The sequence below is a fragment of the Bacteroidales bacterium genome, assembly GCA_031275285.1.
Classification (GTDB): Bacteria; Bacteroidota; Bacteroidia; order Bacteroidales; family UBA4181; genus JAIRLS01.
On sequence record JAISOY010000140.1, the window covers coordinates 1 to 15,938 of the forward strand.

13 protein-coding genes are annotated in these 15,938 nt (G+C 45.1%); all 13 read right to left on the reverse strand.

All coding sequences use genetic code 11. The annotated features are described in order from the left end of the window. Positions 1–2,307: ABC transporter permease (locus LBQ60_14300; GenBank protein ID MDR2039091.1), on the reverse strand; the 2,307-nt coding region annotated here is incomplete at its 3' end. Between the two features lie 82 nt (positions 2,308–2,389). Beyond that, positions 2,390–3,055, reverse strand: coding sequence for an ABC transporter ATP-binding protein (locus LBQ60_14305; GenBank protein ID MDR2039092.1), 666 nt, complete (start codon positions 3,053–3,055; stop codon positions 2,390–2,392). 81 nt (positions 3,056–3,136) lie between these two features. Beyond that, positions 3,137–3,529, reverse strand: coding sequence for a four helix bundle protein (locus LBQ60_14310; GenBank protein MDR2039093.1), 393 nt, complete (start codon positions 3,527–3,529; stop codon positions 3,137–3,139). 115 nt (positions 3,530–3,644) lie between these two features. Then, the gene (locus LBQ60_14315) at positions 3,645–4,784 is read right to left on the reverse strand and encodes a PQQ-binding-like beta-propeller repeat protein (GenBank protein MDR2039094.1); all 1,140 of its coding nucleotides are present in this window, start codon (positions 4,782–4,784) and stop codon (positions 3,645–3,647) included. 31 nt (positions 4,785–4,815) lie between these two features. After that, a complete protein-coding gene (locus tag LBQ60_14320; protein MDR2039095.1) occupies positions 4,816–5,838 on the reverse strand; it encodes a (2Fe-2S)-binding protein in 1,023 nt (340 codons plus the stop codon). Positions 5,839–5,982: 144 nt separating this feature from the next. After that, entirely contained in the window at positions 5,983–6,429 is a 447-nt protein-coding gene (gene tnpA / locus LBQ60_14325; GenBank protein MDR2039096.1) for an IS200/IS605 family transposase, read from the reverse strand. 195 nt (positions 6,430–6,624) lie between these two features. Continuing rightward, positions 6,625–7,488 (reverse strand): MBL fold metallo-hydrolase, encoded by an 864-nt coding sequence (locus tag LBQ60_14330; protein ID MDR2039097.1) that lies wholly within the window; start codon positions 7,486–7,488, stop codon positions 6,625–6,627. Between the two features lie 166 nt (positions 7,489–7,654). Further along, the gene (locus tag LBQ60_14335; protein MDR2039098.1) at positions 7,655–10,081 is read right to left on the reverse strand and encodes an NAD(P)H-dependent oxidoreductase subunit E; all 2,427 of its coding nucleotides are present in this window, start codon (positions 10,079–10,081) and stop codon (positions 7,655–7,657) included. Positions 10,082–10,164: 83 nt separating this feature from the next. Next, positions 10,165–12,006, reverse strand: a complete 1,842-nt coding sequence (locus LBQ60_14340) for a PQQ-binding-like beta-propeller repeat protein (GenBank protein ID MDR2039099.1) — start codon at positions 12,004–12,006, stop codon at positions 10,165–10,167. 165 nt (positions 12,007–12,171) lie between these two features. Then, positions 12,172–12,996 (reverse strand): KilA-N domain-containing protein, encoded by an 825-nt coding sequence (locus LBQ60_14345; GenBank protein ID MDR2039100.1) that lies wholly within the window; start codon positions 12,994–12,996, stop codon positions 12,172–12,174. Positions 12,997–13,091: 95 nt separating this feature from the next. Further along, positions 13,092–14,411: a 4Fe-4S binding protein gene (locus LBQ60_14350; protein MDR2039101.1), complete on the reverse strand. Its 1,320-nt coding sequence runs from the start codon at positions 14,409–14,411 to the stop codon at positions 13,092–13,094. Positions 14,412–14,498: 87 nt separating this feature from the next. Next, entirely contained in the window at positions 14,499–15,059 is a 561-nt protein-coding gene (locus LBQ60_14355; GenBank protein ID MDR2039102.1) for a 4Fe-4S binding protein, read from the reverse strand. Positions 15,060–15,126: 67 nt separating this feature from the next. Then, positions 15,127–15,938, reverse strand: an 812-nt coding sequence (locus LBQ60_14360; protein MDR2039103.1) for a PQQ-like beta-propeller repeat protein, incomplete at its 5' end; no start/stop codon positions are given.

The following is a 15,938-nucleotide window of genomic DNA, read 5'->3' on the forward strand; positions in this document are numbered from 1 at the left end:
GGTGGGAGTAGTTACTTTATTCAGGTTCAGGCAACTGGCATCATCTGCCCCGTAACGCAAACACTGTAGTATTTCCGTATGGGGAGGTAACGTTGTAAGCGACAGTTTTTCTCTGCCGGCCTGGGTAGTCATGTTATGATAGATAGGAACGCTACTTTCGCACCAGAGCGAATATCCGCCCGTCCCGGTGCGTATTTGCGAACTGTCGGCAAACCCTTTCCGGTTCAGTCCGACAGAAAAGACGATAAAAACACCTGTAGCCAGAGCAAAGAAAGATAACATGGCTTGTTTTCTTCCAGCAAAGAGTGTGGCCCATACCATTTTTCCGGAACGAAAGCCACCAACACGGGTCAACCCGTTCCTGCATACGAGATAATCGCCCCATAAGGCAGCGGTTGCAAGCAGGATGATCCCTACGATCACAAAAAGGGTAACGGAACGTAAAATGAAAAAGTTGAGGATCATGATGAGTATGGCCATTATCCCGGAAAGGATCACCCATACTTTTTTCGTGCGGAGCGACAGCTTTATCCGTCCGGCATAATATGGCTTATCTTTCAGGGAACGTTTGATCGTAGTCCTGAGTATCCACAGGGATAATCCTATGCCGATAATAAATCCGGCCAGAAGGGTAACAAATCCGGGATAGACCGAGAACCCACCGGTTTGTGTGGCTCCTTTCCAGACGGTTCCGAGCAACCACATGATCAGCGCTGTGTACAGCAATCCGGCGATAATACCTGCAACGGACGAAACCAGTACGATGGGCGCAGACTCCGACCAAAGCATCCGGGTAATGCGTTTCCGGGTAAATCCGAGGGCTTTCAGCAGGTCGATCTCCTGTTTCCTTTTATAGAGCATTTCGGATAAGGGAACCATCATCAAAAGAATGGAGGAAACGATAATAAAGAATCCCAGTGCAAGGAAAAGGCTGGAAAAATCGACGCCATTCCGGGCTGCATACAACCCTGCTTCACGTGGGTAGACTGTTTGGATCCCGAACATGTCGGGATGAAGTCCTGAAAGATCGGGATATACATCCATAATGCGGATAGAGGTTGCATTTCCGTAGGCATTTCCCCAATCCCCGGCTACAGCCTCATAAGGAATAATGGCTTTAGGTGTACTGCGGTAATGTTCCCAGTATTCTTCATCTTCGGCGGTGATCAGGTCCATATCGATCGGCAGGTCGCTGTCCCAGTCTGTACATCGTTCCACATCGGAAAGGCCGGGGAAATCTGCGCTTAATGTACTGTCGTTCTGAAAATCGGCTAACGGTAGGATTTTCCACACGCGGAACTTTAATGTGTTGGTCGAAAGGGTTTTTAAATCTTCTGAAATAAAATAACTCACTTCAACGGTATCACCGGCTTTGACATGCAGTCGGTTTGCCGAATAATCCGGCAGGATGATCCCGTCCTTTGGTAAGGATTCGCCCTTGTAGGTATCCATTGCGGTTACAAAAGAATAAGGAATGGAAATGCCCTGTCGTCCTATGGAATTGGCCAGATAGGAGAATAAACGGTTGGTATTTTGATTGTTCCGGCTAATGGTTTCTACCACCTTTTCCTGCAGGAACACGCGGTCGGAAGTAATTTCTGTAAAGCCGTTTTTCCGGTTGACCGCCATGCCTGAATGACTGTAGTTCCACACATTTTCCAGTTCTCCGGCAGAAATATGACGACTGTCCAGTATCAGGTTTATTTTTCCTTCCGTTTCCAGGGTTTCGGCTAGTTCATCCTGATTCACGAAGATATTGAAGGGAATCACCTGTTCGTTTTTCATGCTGATATTCCCGCCTTCTTTTACATCGACAATTCTGTCGCAGGACAGGCGCAGACTCGTGGTATAGTTCTCCGTCACAAAAAGGGAACCCGACGGAACCATGCCCGTAGCAGGCAGGCGAAGTACAAGGTCTTCCGGAGCATTCACCAACAGTTCTCCGGCAAGTGCCGGATTAACCCGTGCGCTACCCCTGGGAACGGACATATCATCGACACCCCATACGAACACAGGAAGCAGTTTCCCGGAACGGGATACAAAACCATTGGTCAACAGAATACCCCTTGCAGAAGGTACCTTGAACAGCGGGGTGTTCAGAATTTCCTTGTCGATAAAGGAATTGCGGGAGAAAATAATGGTTTCTGTGTTTCCCAACCGTTCCGCCACGCGCCTGACAAGCGTCGCCCGCACGGAATCGCCCACAACCAGACTACCGGTAATAACAGCTACTGTAATAACTACGGCCAACGATACCAACCTGTAGTAACGGAAGAAAAACTTTCTATTTCTATTTTTTAAATTCAAAGTTCAAAAAGTTCAAGATTCAAGATTCAAGATTCAATGTTCCGGGTTCAAAGTCAACTTTGAACCCGGAACATTGAACTATTTATTTTAACATTCCTTCGTTGAGCATGAGAATCCGGTGTGCTGTGGCAGAGGTTTCATCGGAATGTGTCACCATAATGATCGTTGTACCGAGGCTTTTGTTGATATCCGAGAGCAGGAGGGCGATGTTTCGTGCATTTTCAGCATCCAACTGCCCGGTCGGTTCGTCGGCCAGAATTAACAGCGGCTTCATGATCAATGCCCGGCAGACGGCTGTCCGGCTTGCTTCACCTCCGGAAAGGGTGTCGGGATATTGATTTGAAAGGTTGGAGATATGCGTCAGTTCCATGAGGCGATGCGCATATTCCGTTTCTTCCTTGCCGGCCTGTGGTGCATATGCGAGTACGGGAAGCAGGATATTTTCCAATACTGTGTACTGGGGCATCAGGCGATGATCCTGAAAGACAAAGCCAATCTGTTTGTTACGAATAAATGAATGATCCGTACCTTTTCCGGTCATCTCCTTTCCGTCCAACAGGTAACTACCTTCGTCGGGTTGCAGTAATGTCCCCAGTATGGACAACAGGGTTGTCTTACCGGAACCGGAAGCGCCTTTAACAGCTACAAATTCCCCCTTTTCCACTTCCAGATTTATTCCGCGAAGCACATGGTTCAGACGATTTTCACCGTCACGGAAAGATTTTTTTATCTCTGATAATGTGATCATGTTTTCTAATTCAAAGTTCAAGATTCAAGATTCCGCATTTAAAATTTTGAATTTTGAATCCGGAATTTTGAATTCGAAATGTTAAGATTTGTATTTACTTCCCTTTAATTCAGATTGTTTTAAATAATTGATAAAGCCTCCAATAGCTTGTGATATTAGAATTGTCTTTTCTTTTAAACCTTTAAATTCTTCTTCAGTGATGTATTTAAAATCCAGTGCACGATACAACTGGGAACGTGTCTCTCCGCATGAGCCTTTCGCAATGTATAGGAACTGTACAAACTCTTTATTTCCGCTTCGTTCAAATCCTTCCGCAATATTATCCATGATTGAACCCGATGATGACTTAATCTGATCTTTTAACCGAAAATCTTTCGAGAATAAATCATAATTCGTGATTCGGAATATATCATTACAGAATTCCCGGCTTATTTGCCAGATATTCAATTCTTCGAAACTTTTCGCTGTACCCATGTTTTTTATTTAAAGTTCAAGATTTAAAATTCAAGATTCAAGATTACCTTCGGTGAACTTTTTGGTTTTCAGAGCTCCGTATTTAAATTTTGAATCTTGAATCCGGAATTTTGAATTATTTACGTTTTCCAAAACAAAACAATGTGCCTTTCGCTGTCAGGATAAAGAAATGATCTTTGATAACGGCTGGCGAACCGACGATCTGCTCCCCGGTGTCATATTCCCATTCCAGTTCTCCGGTAACGGCATCCAGAATAGAGACGATACCGGTTTTCGTACATACGATCAATTGATCATCACAGGCTACGGGCGAACTTTCTCCTACGTTTCCTTTCAGCATATACTTCCATTCCTGTTTCCCGTTTTTCCGGCTAATCGCATATAAGTGCCTGTCGCTCGAAAGTATGTACAGGAATTCGGGGGTAACAGCCGGAACGGATACAAAAGAAGTGTTATCATCCGTTGATTCTATGATCTTTTTCCAACGGGCAAATTTCCCGTCTTCCAGAATGAATTTGTATATATTTCCCGAATAGTCGCCTACATAACAATAATCCCCCATGATTGCCGGGGAAGCGGGAATGTATGCGTCCAACAGTAACGAATCGGTCCGGATACCGGTTTTGCAGTCGATAATGCGCAACCACGAGTCGCACCCACCGAAAATAACATGCCCTTTCCAGAGCGCAACAGCCCCGTTCAGATAATATCCCGACTCGAACCGGCTGATCTCATTCCCGTTGTTATAGTCGACACAATACAGGTAATTGTCGTAACTTCCGAAAATAACGGCTTTCCGGCCTTCAAAATCCACTATATTCGGGGACGCCGAAACCTGTCCCATGGTTTCGTAATTCCACAGGGTATCTTTACGGGCAAGCGAAATGGCCGTCATATTACCATCGATACGCCCGACATAGAGTACGGAATCATAGATCATGGGAGTAGCTTCAACAGCTGTTTCCAGATGGTATTCGAAAACCGGTTTGCCATTGATATCGACGCCCAGGATATGCCCTCTTTTATCACACCAGTAGGTGGTTCCCTTATCGACGACAGGGGAAGATACCGTACGGGCATCTCCCTTATAGGTCCATAACAGGGTCGGATTTTTAGGTAACCGGGTGGTTGTATAACCGCTGAGGGCTGCATCTCCCCTGAATAATGGCCAGTCCATATCTGTTTTTGAAGGACCGGAGTTTCCCCCGCAACCTGCAAGCAGAACCATCAGCCATATGTATATTATCTTTTTCATGCTGTAAAATTTAAAATTCCGTATTCAAGATTCAAGATTTTAAATTCGGAATTTTGAATCTTGAATTTTGAATGTCGAATCCGAACTCCGTTCGGTATATCGCGCCTGTTGGACAGAGTCCGGCCAGTTCTTCACTGATGTTTTCCCGGTTTTCTTCGGGTAAGATTACCTGCATGCCGAATCCACGGTCTTTAAAGGTGAATCCGTTATCGCTGTTATAGACACATATTCCGCAGCGGATGCATTTAGACTGCTCGAACCACATATCTCCTTTGATGTGCATTCTTTCCATGGCCGGTAACGCCGATGTTAAATCGTAACGGGACCGTTTTATTTTTTCATCTGTGGCATAAACGCGTAATTTACAGTCCGATCTTCCGGCACATGCGCAATGTAGACATCCGGAAGGGGTTACGGTTGTTGTTTTCAGGCGTTCTTTTTCCCTGATAGTAAACCTGCCGAGACGGGACTGGAAAATACTCTTGTCTGTCTTCTGCACGACTTTTTGTGTATCCGAAGCCGGGTTCGACGTTTCCATTCCTACCAGTTCCCTAATGATCGTGCGTATGGGTACAGCTTTGTCGACCGTTCCCCGTCGGCACGTTTTTTCGCAGGGTACTTTGCAGTTGTCGCAGGCAATTTCAGGTAGGGAAAAGGATTCCTCCAGTAAACTACGGGCTTCCTGATGGCGGCCGTTGTCATAGAAGGCCAGCATCCGTTCTATATCGAGCCCCTGGGGACAAACCATGGAACAGGGTGCTTCACAATCCGCACGGTGATCGCTCAGCAATAATTCCAGCGACAGGGTACGCACCAGCCGTATTTCTTCACTTTCCGTTTCTATACTCATACCTTCCGTGGGAATGGTGGTACAAGAAGGGATGACTTGTCCGGTGGCAGTGTTCTTGACGGCACAGACCATACAGGACGATTTATGTTTTGCCTCTTTGGCATAGCATAACGAAGGAATATCGTAACCTGCCCGGCGTGCCGTTTCTATCAGGGTTTCGCCGTTAAGGACTTCTATCGTATGGTTATTGATGGTGATGTTCATGTTTTAAATTCAAAGTTCAAATCCTGATTTTTCTTATTCATATCTTAAAAGCCTCGAAGAGGCTGAATATAAATAACCGTGGGTAGCAACCCGCGGAAAAGCCCGCAACAACAATGCAGCCCCTTAGGGGTTGAATAATATCTTTCATAAAAAATATTTTTCATCAATTATAACTCCGTGTTCGTTCAATAACTGACGGTATTCATCTTTGAAAGACACTTTTTTATGGTGTTTTTGTTGATTCCTTATATAATTAACAATCATTTCTTTTTCCTGAAAAGAATAAGTCAGCGCTGCATATCCGTCTGCCCATCCTTTGAAATACTCAAATCCTGTTTGTTGTTTCAGCCAAAGGGAGGTTGAGGTTTTAATATCCCTGATATAGTCCGCCAAAGCTATACTCGGATGTAAATCCGATAAAATATGAATATGCTCATCCATTCCATTGATTCGGTACAGGACACCGTTTTTTTGTTTTATGATGCCATGAATATATCGAAATAACAGTTCAATATTATCAAGGTTCAACGTCCTTTCACTGTTTTTTGTTCTGAAAACGATGTGGTATAAAATCTGACGATAACTTGACATAATATCCTATTTTTACTTATTCAACCCCTTCGGGGCTGAGTTTATATTTCGCATTTTCTTCCGTGGGCTACGTTCCTCACCCACGGTTATTAAAATTCTCCCCCTTCGGGGAAAAGGTTCAAAGTTCAAGATTTAAGATTCCAAATTTTAGATCCGGAACCTTAAATCTTGAACTTCCCGAACTCCGTTCGGGGGTTATCTTCCTTCGCATTCACAGATTAAATTGAATTCGTATCCGCCGGATGCTTTCTTTCTTACATTGCCGATAGCGGGATATTGTATGTGCATGCCTGCTATCGGTATTTTATTTTCCGAAACATATTTCAATATCTCCTGCCGGTATTTTACAGCCATTTGTGGATCAACATCATAGGTAACGGCGACCTGCGGATAAGACATCTGTATAGCCATAGCATGGGTGAGGTCACCCCAGATCAGGAGTTTGGAGCCGTCCGATTCAAGCAGGTAGCCGGTATGTCCCGGGGTATGACCGTATGCGGCAACGCTTTTGATACCTTTTATCAACTCCTGAGGTTTTTCAATCGTTCCGGGTTCAAACAGCTGCAGTTTATCTTTATACATCTCTATCACTTTACGGGCGTTGGCGGAATTTCCGGCTTTGTCGCTCATCCAGTAATCATGTTCGGGTCGGGGAATATAGAGCATAGCCTTGGGGAAACTCTTTTTCCCGTCGCGTAGCAACCCTCCTATATGATCGCCGTGCATATGGGTCAATATTACAATATCGACATCGTCTGCCGATCTTTTCAGTTTTTTCAGGTTGTCGAACAGGTTTCGCCCGTATCCCGCATCGAAAAGAATAGTTTTTTCGCCCGTTTCTACCAGAAAAACATTAGTAGCATTCGGAAATTTACCGTCAGGAACACATTCTTTCAACATTTCATCGGTAGCGCCGATAAGGATGCCGGTGTTACCCTGTCTCTGCCCTTCTGAAAGAAGCGAAACGGCATAAGAGCCGAAATCGAAAGTGATGACGTTTTGCTGTGCACTCAGATTACAGGAGAAAAGGAGAAGAAAAAAGATGAATTTAAGATTCAAGATTCCGGGTTCAAGATTCCGGATTCCGGATTTGAAATTTTGAACTCCTAAACCCAAAGGGTTCACCGAAGGAAACGGCTCAACGAAGTTAATCTTAAATCTTAAATTTTGAATTTTGAATTTTGAATTTGTTTTATTCATATCGCAAATATTTTAACTGGTAATTTTAACTCTGAATCTGTAATTCGGAATTTTGAATTTTCGAATCTTGAACTTCCATATTTTTCGGTACTTTTTTTATGGCATCGTAACTACATTCATCGATACATAAGCCGCATAATACGCATTTTTCAACATCGATGGAATGGACTTCATACGGTGTGTAAGGAATAGCGTCTACAGGACATGCTTTGGCACACTTGGTGCATCCGATACATTCATCGGTAACAACGAATTTTACCATTTCCTTGCAGGTGCCTGTTTTGCAGATGCCATTCACATGCTCTTCGTATTCTTCGCGGAAATATTTCAGTGTGGTGAGAACTGGGTTGGGGGCTGTTTTTCCCAATCCGCAAAGCGAGGCTTTTTTTACATTCAGGGCCAGTTCTTCAAGCTTTCCGATATCGGACATATCTGCTTTCCCGCTGCATATCTTATCCAAGATGTCGAGCATCCTGCGTATGCCTACCCGGCAGAAAGTACATTTCCCGCACGACTGGTCGCATGTGAAACTGAGGAAATAACGGGCCACATCCACCATGCAGTCGCTTTCGCTCAGTACAACGAGGCCACCCGAACCCATCATGGCGCCCATCTGGTTAAAAGCGTCAAAGTCAACCTGTACATCGCACAAATGTGCCGGGATACAACCTCCGGAAGGTCCACCGATCTGGACGGCTTTCAGTTTTTCGCCTCCTTCCACACCGCCGCCGATGTTTTCGATGATCTGATTCAATGTGATGCCCATGGGTACTTCGATCAGTCCGCCATGCCGGATCTTTCCCGCCAATGCAAATACTTTGGTTCCCTTGCTGCCTTCGGTTCCCACCATACTGTAATTGCCGGCTCCCCTGCTGACAATGTAAGGTATCTGGCTCAATGTTTCGACATTGTTTACCAGTGTGGGACATCCGTTCAGCCCTTCCACAGCCGGATAAGGCGGACGTTGCCTGGGGAATCCGCGTTCGCCTTCGATAGATGCGATCAGGGCGGTTTCCTCTCCACAAACGAATGCTCCCGCTCCTTCGAAGATGCTGATATCGAATGAGAAATTGCTTCCGGCGATGTTGTCGCCGATCAGGTTCTTTTCCCGGCAGATCTCAAGCGCTGTACGGATACGGGTTACGGCTAACGGATATTCCGCACGTATATAAAATATCCCTTTAGCGGCACCAACGGCATACCCGGCAATGATCATTCCTTCAATCACACGAAAAGGATATGATTCGAGCATCATACGGTCCATGAATGCCCCGGGGTCACCTTCATCACCGTTACAAATGACATATTTTATCTTTTTGTCAACACCGGCTACTATTTCCCATTTTTTACCTGTAGGGAATCCGCCGCCGCCGCGTCCACGGATACCGCTTTTCAAAATAGTCTGTACTACCTCGTCCTTTGTCCGGGTAAGGACATCCTTCAACGCTTCAAAACCTTTATAGGTAATATATTCGTCGATATTCAGAGGTGCCAGAAATCCATATCCTTCCGTTGATATATGCTTTTGTCCCGAAAGGAAACTATCAATGATCCCGGTTCGCTCGTGTTCGTTTTTCCAAATCACATTATCCCATGTGATATCGGTATGGAAGGTATCCACCTGATTGAGCAGATTGTTTTTCAGTCGTTTGAAATAACCTGCCGGCTTGAAATGATGATGTAATATTTCCTTGATTTCCGCGGCTTTTACATTAGGATAGCGGGTAATGTTCCCATCGGGCATGACAACATCGATCAGTGGCACTTTATTACAAACACCCACGCACCCTACCGGCTTAATATTGACGTCGATCCCCAACTGTCGGGAAGCCGTTTTCAACTCGCTATAAATATCGGATGAACCGCTGGCCATGCAACAGGAACCCATTCCCAGACGTATTTCCCCGGCGACATGCCGCAACTCCTGCCGGGCATCTTCCTTGTCCTTCTCTCCCTGTAGCGCAAGGAAGTCTTCGATCACTTCGTTGACTCTTCCGGGAAGTACATGCCCGTATATTTTTTCATCGATCTGCACAACGGGTGCCAGCGTACAGCATCCCAGACAGGCTATTTTCTCAACGGAAAAAAGTTCGTCCGGACTGGTTACACTACCTTCTTCTATCTTCAGTTCGCGGACAAATGCATCATATACGTTTCCAGCTCCTTTCACGTGGCAGGCTGTGCCGGTACATACTTTTACCAGATGCTTACCCAGTGGTATATGCCTGAACTGGGAATAAAAGGTGGAAACGCTGATCAGTTGCGCCCTGTCTATCTCAGTACGCTCATAGATACGTTCAATGGCTTCTGCAGGCAGATAACTAAATTCCTCCTGCAAAGCCTGCAACAGCGGGATGATGATATTACGCGATGTGCCAATACGGTCGATAATGGTATCGACTTTGCCTTTCATCGCCTCCCGGGCTTCGGTTATATTATGGTTACAAGACATATTTTTTATTCAAGGTTCAAGGTTCAAGGTTCAAAAATTCAAAGTTCCGGGTTCCGGGTTCAAGCTAACGTTGAACGTTGAACTCATTTGTTTCCTACACAATAAATACTCTTTTCAGTGCGCACCACCATCTTACCATCGGTAAAAGCAGGGGTGGCAAAGGTTTTTTCGCCTGTCTCGAACGAATCGAGCAGGTTAAAATCATTATCAGCCGAGAAAATATGCATCTTTCCGCTATTACTGAAAAGAAATACTTTCCCGTCGGCGATCATGGGTGAAGAGTAAAATTCCACGCCCAGATCATGTTCTTTGCGAAGTTCACCTGTTCCGGTATCGAAGGAGACGAACATCCCGTAGCTTGTTGCCAGGTAGAGGTTGTCTTTTGTCGCTACCGGGCTGGATACTTCGGGCAGGAATTCGGTACTTTCCCAGATCACGCTTCCGTCGGCAGCGTTAATGGCTACCAGTTTGGAGTACTCGCTGGCGCCGTATACCACGCCGTTGGCGCTGCATGCGCTGGCGCCGACCTCTCCCGTGAGGCATTCCACCCGCCAGAGTTGATCGCCGGTATTGGGGTTATAGGCTACAATGGCCGGAGTACCGGTTAAGACAAGCTGCGGGGTATTGTTCACATGGGCTATAACAGGAGAACTCCATGTCACCTTTTCCGACCGGACTTTATTCCAACGTTCTGCACCTGTGGCAATATCCAGGGCCATGATCCTCGGGGCGTTCTGGTTGTCGTATTGTACGATGACCATGTTATTAAAGATGTTCAGGGAAGAGGCATAACCATAGTGATTGTCGGGTACTCCCAGATTCTTTGCCCAAAGCCGGTTTCCGGCCATATCAGCACAAATGATATCGCCTGTCGCGAAAATGGCGCATACCTGTTTCCCGTTGGTAACTACCGTCGACGCCGCCAGTCCGGTATCATCGGTTGTCTTGGGAGCCTGGGCGGGTGAACCCGGTATATTCGTAGCGGCAAGCGTCCATAACCTTTCCCCGGTACTCAGGTCGTGACAGTAAAGTTCACGTGTCTGGTCGTCAGCTCCGGTAAAGAAGACTTTGTTGTCGTTGATCACGGGAGAATTATATCCATGACGCGGAATATCCTGTTTCCATAAGATATTGGCGCCGCTGCCCAGATCCCATTTAACGGGAATGCTTCTTGCGGAAGAAATCCCGTTCGAGTTATTCCCCCTGAAAGCATTATGGGTAACCCTTAATGCCGCCGGTTGTGAAGCTATCGGCTCTTTTACAGGCTCTGCAGCAGCTGTTGAGGAACTCGTTTCCGGTTCTGTCGTTTCCGTTGAAGTAACGATTTCTGCCGTTGGTTCTGCGGACGTTTCCGAATTCATCGTTTCTTCCGCAGGAGTGGTATCACCTGTTTCCGTTGGTTCCGGGGTATGCCCGGTTTCTGTTACTGCAATGACTTCGGATCCGGCATCCGGCTTTGTTCCTATTTCCCTAAGGTAAGGCGATGACATTACGATAAAGACTAAAGCGGCGACCGCAAGCCCGGAAACGCCCCAGACTATATACCTGCGTGCCTTGGATTTGATCGCCCATTCATCGATAGGGTCGATCTCCTTATCGGGAATATTTTTATAACCGGAATAGTAAAGACGGACACACACAATGAATACGACCAGCATTCCCAACAGGATGTAAATTCCTGATATCAGGCTGTCCCAACGCACAAAATAAGCTTTCCGGGAAAGGAGGTCTAATTGCCGTATCTGTTCCTGCAGGACAGGGTTATTGGCATTGGCATCGTTCAACTGTTTCAGGGTTTCCACTACTTCAGTCTGAAGAGGAGTGGTACCTCTTATCTGAAAATAATTGGTAATTAACATGATCGACAGGGTGACGATAAAAACGGCCGATACGATGGCGATATTTCTTAGAATGGCTCTTTTCATTTATTATAATTCAAAGTTCAAAAATTCAAAGTTCAAAGTTTTGAGTTCAAGATTCAAAGTTGGCTGGAGTGTGAACCGAGCTTGCGAGTTCATCAAAGATAAACCCGGAACGTTGAACTTTAAAATCCGGAACTTCTGTTTGTTGGTTGTTCTCCATTTTGTTTTCTACTTCAATTGTTTTATCTCGTTGTTATCGAGTAAAGATTTCATCTGAGCAATTGCGACCTTATTCAGTTGTTTCAATCTTTCTCCTTGTGATAGGTTTTGTTGAATCAGCAAAGCATTTACACTCTCCATGTTACTCAAAACGACTAATTGTTCTAATGTTGCATAATCTCTAATATTACCTTTCTTATCAGGATTTAAATCTCTCCATTCCTTAGCAGTCATTCCAAATAAAGCAACATTCAATAAATCAGCTTCATTTGCGTAAATAATACTGGTTTGTTGACTGGTTATTTCTTTAGGAATCAGGTTTTCTTTGATTGCATCAGTATGAATTTTATAATTTATTTTCGATATGGTGCGTTGTAAATTCCATTCCAAATGCAAGCGATTATTTTCATCGTCCTTTAATCGTTGGAATTCTTTTATCACATAGAGTTTAAACTCTATAGAAATCCAAGACGCGAATTCTAACGCAATATCTTTATGAGCGAATGTTCCTCCATATCTTCCTGATTTAGAGATGATTCCAATTGCATGGGTGCTTTCTATCCATTTTTTGGGTGTCATTACAAAACTGTTCAATCCTGCTTGTTTTCTAAACCCGTCGAATTCGACGGGTTTAAAATTTGGGTTATAAATTGTTTCCCAAAACCCCAAAAGCTCAATTGTATTTCGATTTCTCATCCAGTTTTTAATGATATCGTCTGTATGAGCCGCATCTTTATGACGAGCAATATCCGTCAGGGAAAAAAAATCTTTTTCCTTGTCTTCGTACAAGACAATATCAATGCCCTGAACAGATATTTTTTTATTTTTTGCCATGCCTAATTTGAGTTCATCTGATTTATTAAAAGCAATCCAATATTGTCAAAATTATCATGTAAAACTTTCTTGTTTTCATTTTTTTAATTCAAAATTCAAGGCTGGCTTGGAGTATGAAACTCGGAACGTTGAACTTTCAAACCTTGAAATTTCTCCGGGTTTTGTCCGGTATTTTGCGGGCAGTAACTGAAACATCTCCCACAGCTGACACAGGATGAATCGTCTATTTCGTATTGTTTGCGGGTCCGCTTCACCGAAAGTCCGATAAGCGAGAGTCCAATGACCAGTCCGATAAGGGCACCTGCTACGGTTGCGTATAGTTTAAATTCTGCCTGTATATTTTCATATTTTTCCGTCAATTCTTCGATACTTTTTCCCTGTCCGTAAAAGGCTTCCAGTTCGAGTGAAAGTACATCCTGCGGATTCGCTTCATGCTGCATCACCATGTCGTGTAGGCGAACATCCTTATTGACGCGGCTTAGTTCGCCGCTGATAACACGCAGGAATAAAGCTCCGGCAACGATCATCAGGGGGAGTAATACAAAATAATTCAATATTCTCCTGACCCCTTGCTGCCTGCTTTCCTTTACCTTGTTGTCGTAAGGCGGCTTGATCGCGTCCACGGGGCAAGCATTGTGACACAGGTCACAATTGATGCATTGTTTGACGGTTAGCTGGGTTTTCCATATGGAGACGCGTGAAAAAATACTGAGCAATGCGCCGTAAGGACATATAAAGCGACAGAAGGGCCTACCGGTGAAAATAGCGGCAATGAGCAGGAGAACGCCGAATATGATCAGCCCCAGGTCACCGCCCATCCGGAATATCCCGATAAAGGGATCGAATTTGCAGATGATGAAACTGCTCCGGGTAATAGCGTATAATATGGCAAAAATAAGGTATATCCATGGAATGATACCTAATATGGTGGTAACGGCTTTGGATAACCTGTAATTCCTGATATTGACTATTTCCTGTAATGCTCCGAAAGGACATACTCCTGCACAGAATACCCTTCCGAACAGAAAGGTAAACAGGATGGGCAGGATAAAAAAGAGCAAAACAGATACGGGTAACGCATATGAACTGTCCGCGAGAGCCAGGGATACATTCTGGACGGAACCGATACTGCAGACACACCCGCTACGGAAAAAACCGAAATAAGCGATTGAAATGACAGATACCCATATGACAGGTTTCCGGGTACGTTTCCTAATGATCGCCCATGCTACAATACTCATAAGAGCCACCAGCAGGATGAGGTCTATGGTGGTCCACAGGGTTTCATTCGGTACCGGGTATATGAGTTCGGGATATTGGTATCCGGATTCGAAATCGGGTTTGGGAAACCGGTTCTGAGCAGACACAAAGCCTGTGGACAGAAGCAATAATATGGAGAAAAGTTTAAAATTCAAGATTCAAAATTTAAAGTTTAAAATTCAAGATTCAAAACCCCAAAGGGCTCAACGAAGTTGATTTTGAATCCGGAATGTTGAATTATATTAATCTTTCAGTTTATATGCATGATTTTGTGGTACACGTGTAATAGCGTCTGCCGGACATACGGTAGCGATTTTACATTCGTTGCAGTCCGTACAGAGTTCTCGTTTCACCTGCAGGTACAACGATCCGTTACCAAAGGAACTGCATCCTTTTACGCATTTGCCGCATCCGTTACAGAGGCTTTCGTCTATGGTGTATTCGAAATAGGGATCTTCCACATATTTACGCTGGATCGCTCCCGTAGGACACATCAGGTTTTCTGCAGCGGTATTCAGTTCCTTTACGTTGGAACGGTAATACCCGCCACACAGGTCGCAATACCCACATACTTTATTGGCATGAATACATTTGACCGCCGAAACAGGCAGGACACAATGAGTCTCACATCTCCCGCACTGGGTACATTTTGTGGGATCGATCTGCCACAGGAGGGTGGATTCTTCACCAGCACTTTTTGCAACCAGCTTTCCGGTAACTGCAAGAATACCACCTCCTGCAATGACGGAACCAACTGTCCGCAAAAACTTACGGCGTTCGATCGGGCTTTTTTTATTTTCCAAAACTTATAAATTCAAGATTTAAAATTTAAAATTTAAGATTAACTTTGAATTTCAACCCTGGAACTCTTTATTTTCCAATACACCAGAGCTGACCGGCAGTACGAATGATCAACTGTTTCCCTGCAACAGCAATCGATGCCCGGCTCATTTCATTCAATTCGTTTGTCGCAATGATTTCCGCCGGTTTCTTCGGATCATCGGAAGGTTTCAACACAGTGGTTGTTCCCCGTTCCGACAGAACGTAAATTTTCCCGTCGGCATAGATCGGTGACGGGTTCAATTGTCCGCCGCTTAACCGGATCTGCCAGAGAAACTCACCGGTAGCAGCATCCAGACAACAGACCCTGTTGTCCGGACATGTGTACAGAAACGGTTTCATATACAAGTACGAAGACATCATCGGGGTATAACCGGTTTGCTCCCAGGCAATATGGGTTGCCGTACAATCTCCCTGGCCATCGGGACGAACTGCACGGATCGGGGAACGATTTGCTGTAGACGAATAAACCAGACCATCCCCGATAACAACTGATGGTACACACGGTTCGCCGCTATTGGCGACAGTCCAGATCAATTTTCCATCGGCCGGGTCGAATCCCTGAATCACATCACCTGCCGGACTGATGATCTGATCCTTGCCGTTGACCTGCATCACAGCGGGCGTAGCGTGTGCAATACGCGACATACCCCGCATTCCACGCCAACGCTCTTTCCCTGTGTTTTTATCAAGGGCCAGCAGATATGATTTATCCCATGGGTCAGTCCAGCCAAGTCCTTTAGGTTCTTCCCTGTTGCTGTGATTGACAGCTAAGAGCAACAGGTCGTTGTACAGAATAGGGGAAACTCCCATACCATGGTGAGAATAAAAGTCCAGATCAG

Excerpts from the sequence above, each read along its gene's own strand:
- LBQ60_14305 (MDR2039092.1), bottom strand. The coding sequence starts at position 3,055 with ATGATCACATTATCAGAGATAAAAAAATCTTTCCGTGACGGTGAAAAT.
- LBQ60_14310 (MDR2039093.1), bottom strand. The coding sequence starts at position 3,529 with ATGGGTACAGCGAAAAGTTTCGAAGAATTGAATATCTGGCAAATAAGC.
- LBQ60_14315 (MDR2039094.1), bottom strand. The coding sequence starts at position 4,784 with ATGAAAAAGATAATATACATATGGCTGATGGTTCTGCTTGCAGGTTGC.
- LBQ60_14320 (MDR2039095.1), bottom strand. The coding sequence starts at position 5,838 with ATGAACATCACCATCAATAACCATACGATAGAAGTCCTTAACGGCGAA.
- tnpA (MDR2039096.1), bottom strand. The coding sequence starts at position 6,429 with ATGTCAAGTTATCGTCAGATTTTATACCACATCGTTTTCAGAACAAAA.
- LBQ60_14335 (MDR2039098.1), bottom strand. The coding sequence starts at position 10,081 with ATGTCTTGTAACCATAATATAACCGAAGCCCGGGAGGCGATGAAAGGC.
- LBQ60_14340 (MDR2039099.1), bottom strand. The coding sequence starts at position 12,006 with ATGAAAAGAGCCATTCTAAGAAATATCGCCATCGTATCGGCCGTTTTT.
- LBQ60_14345 (MDR2039100.1), bottom strand. The coding sequence starts at position 12,996 with ATGGCAAAAAATAAAAAAATATCTGTTCAGGGCATTGATATTGTCTTG.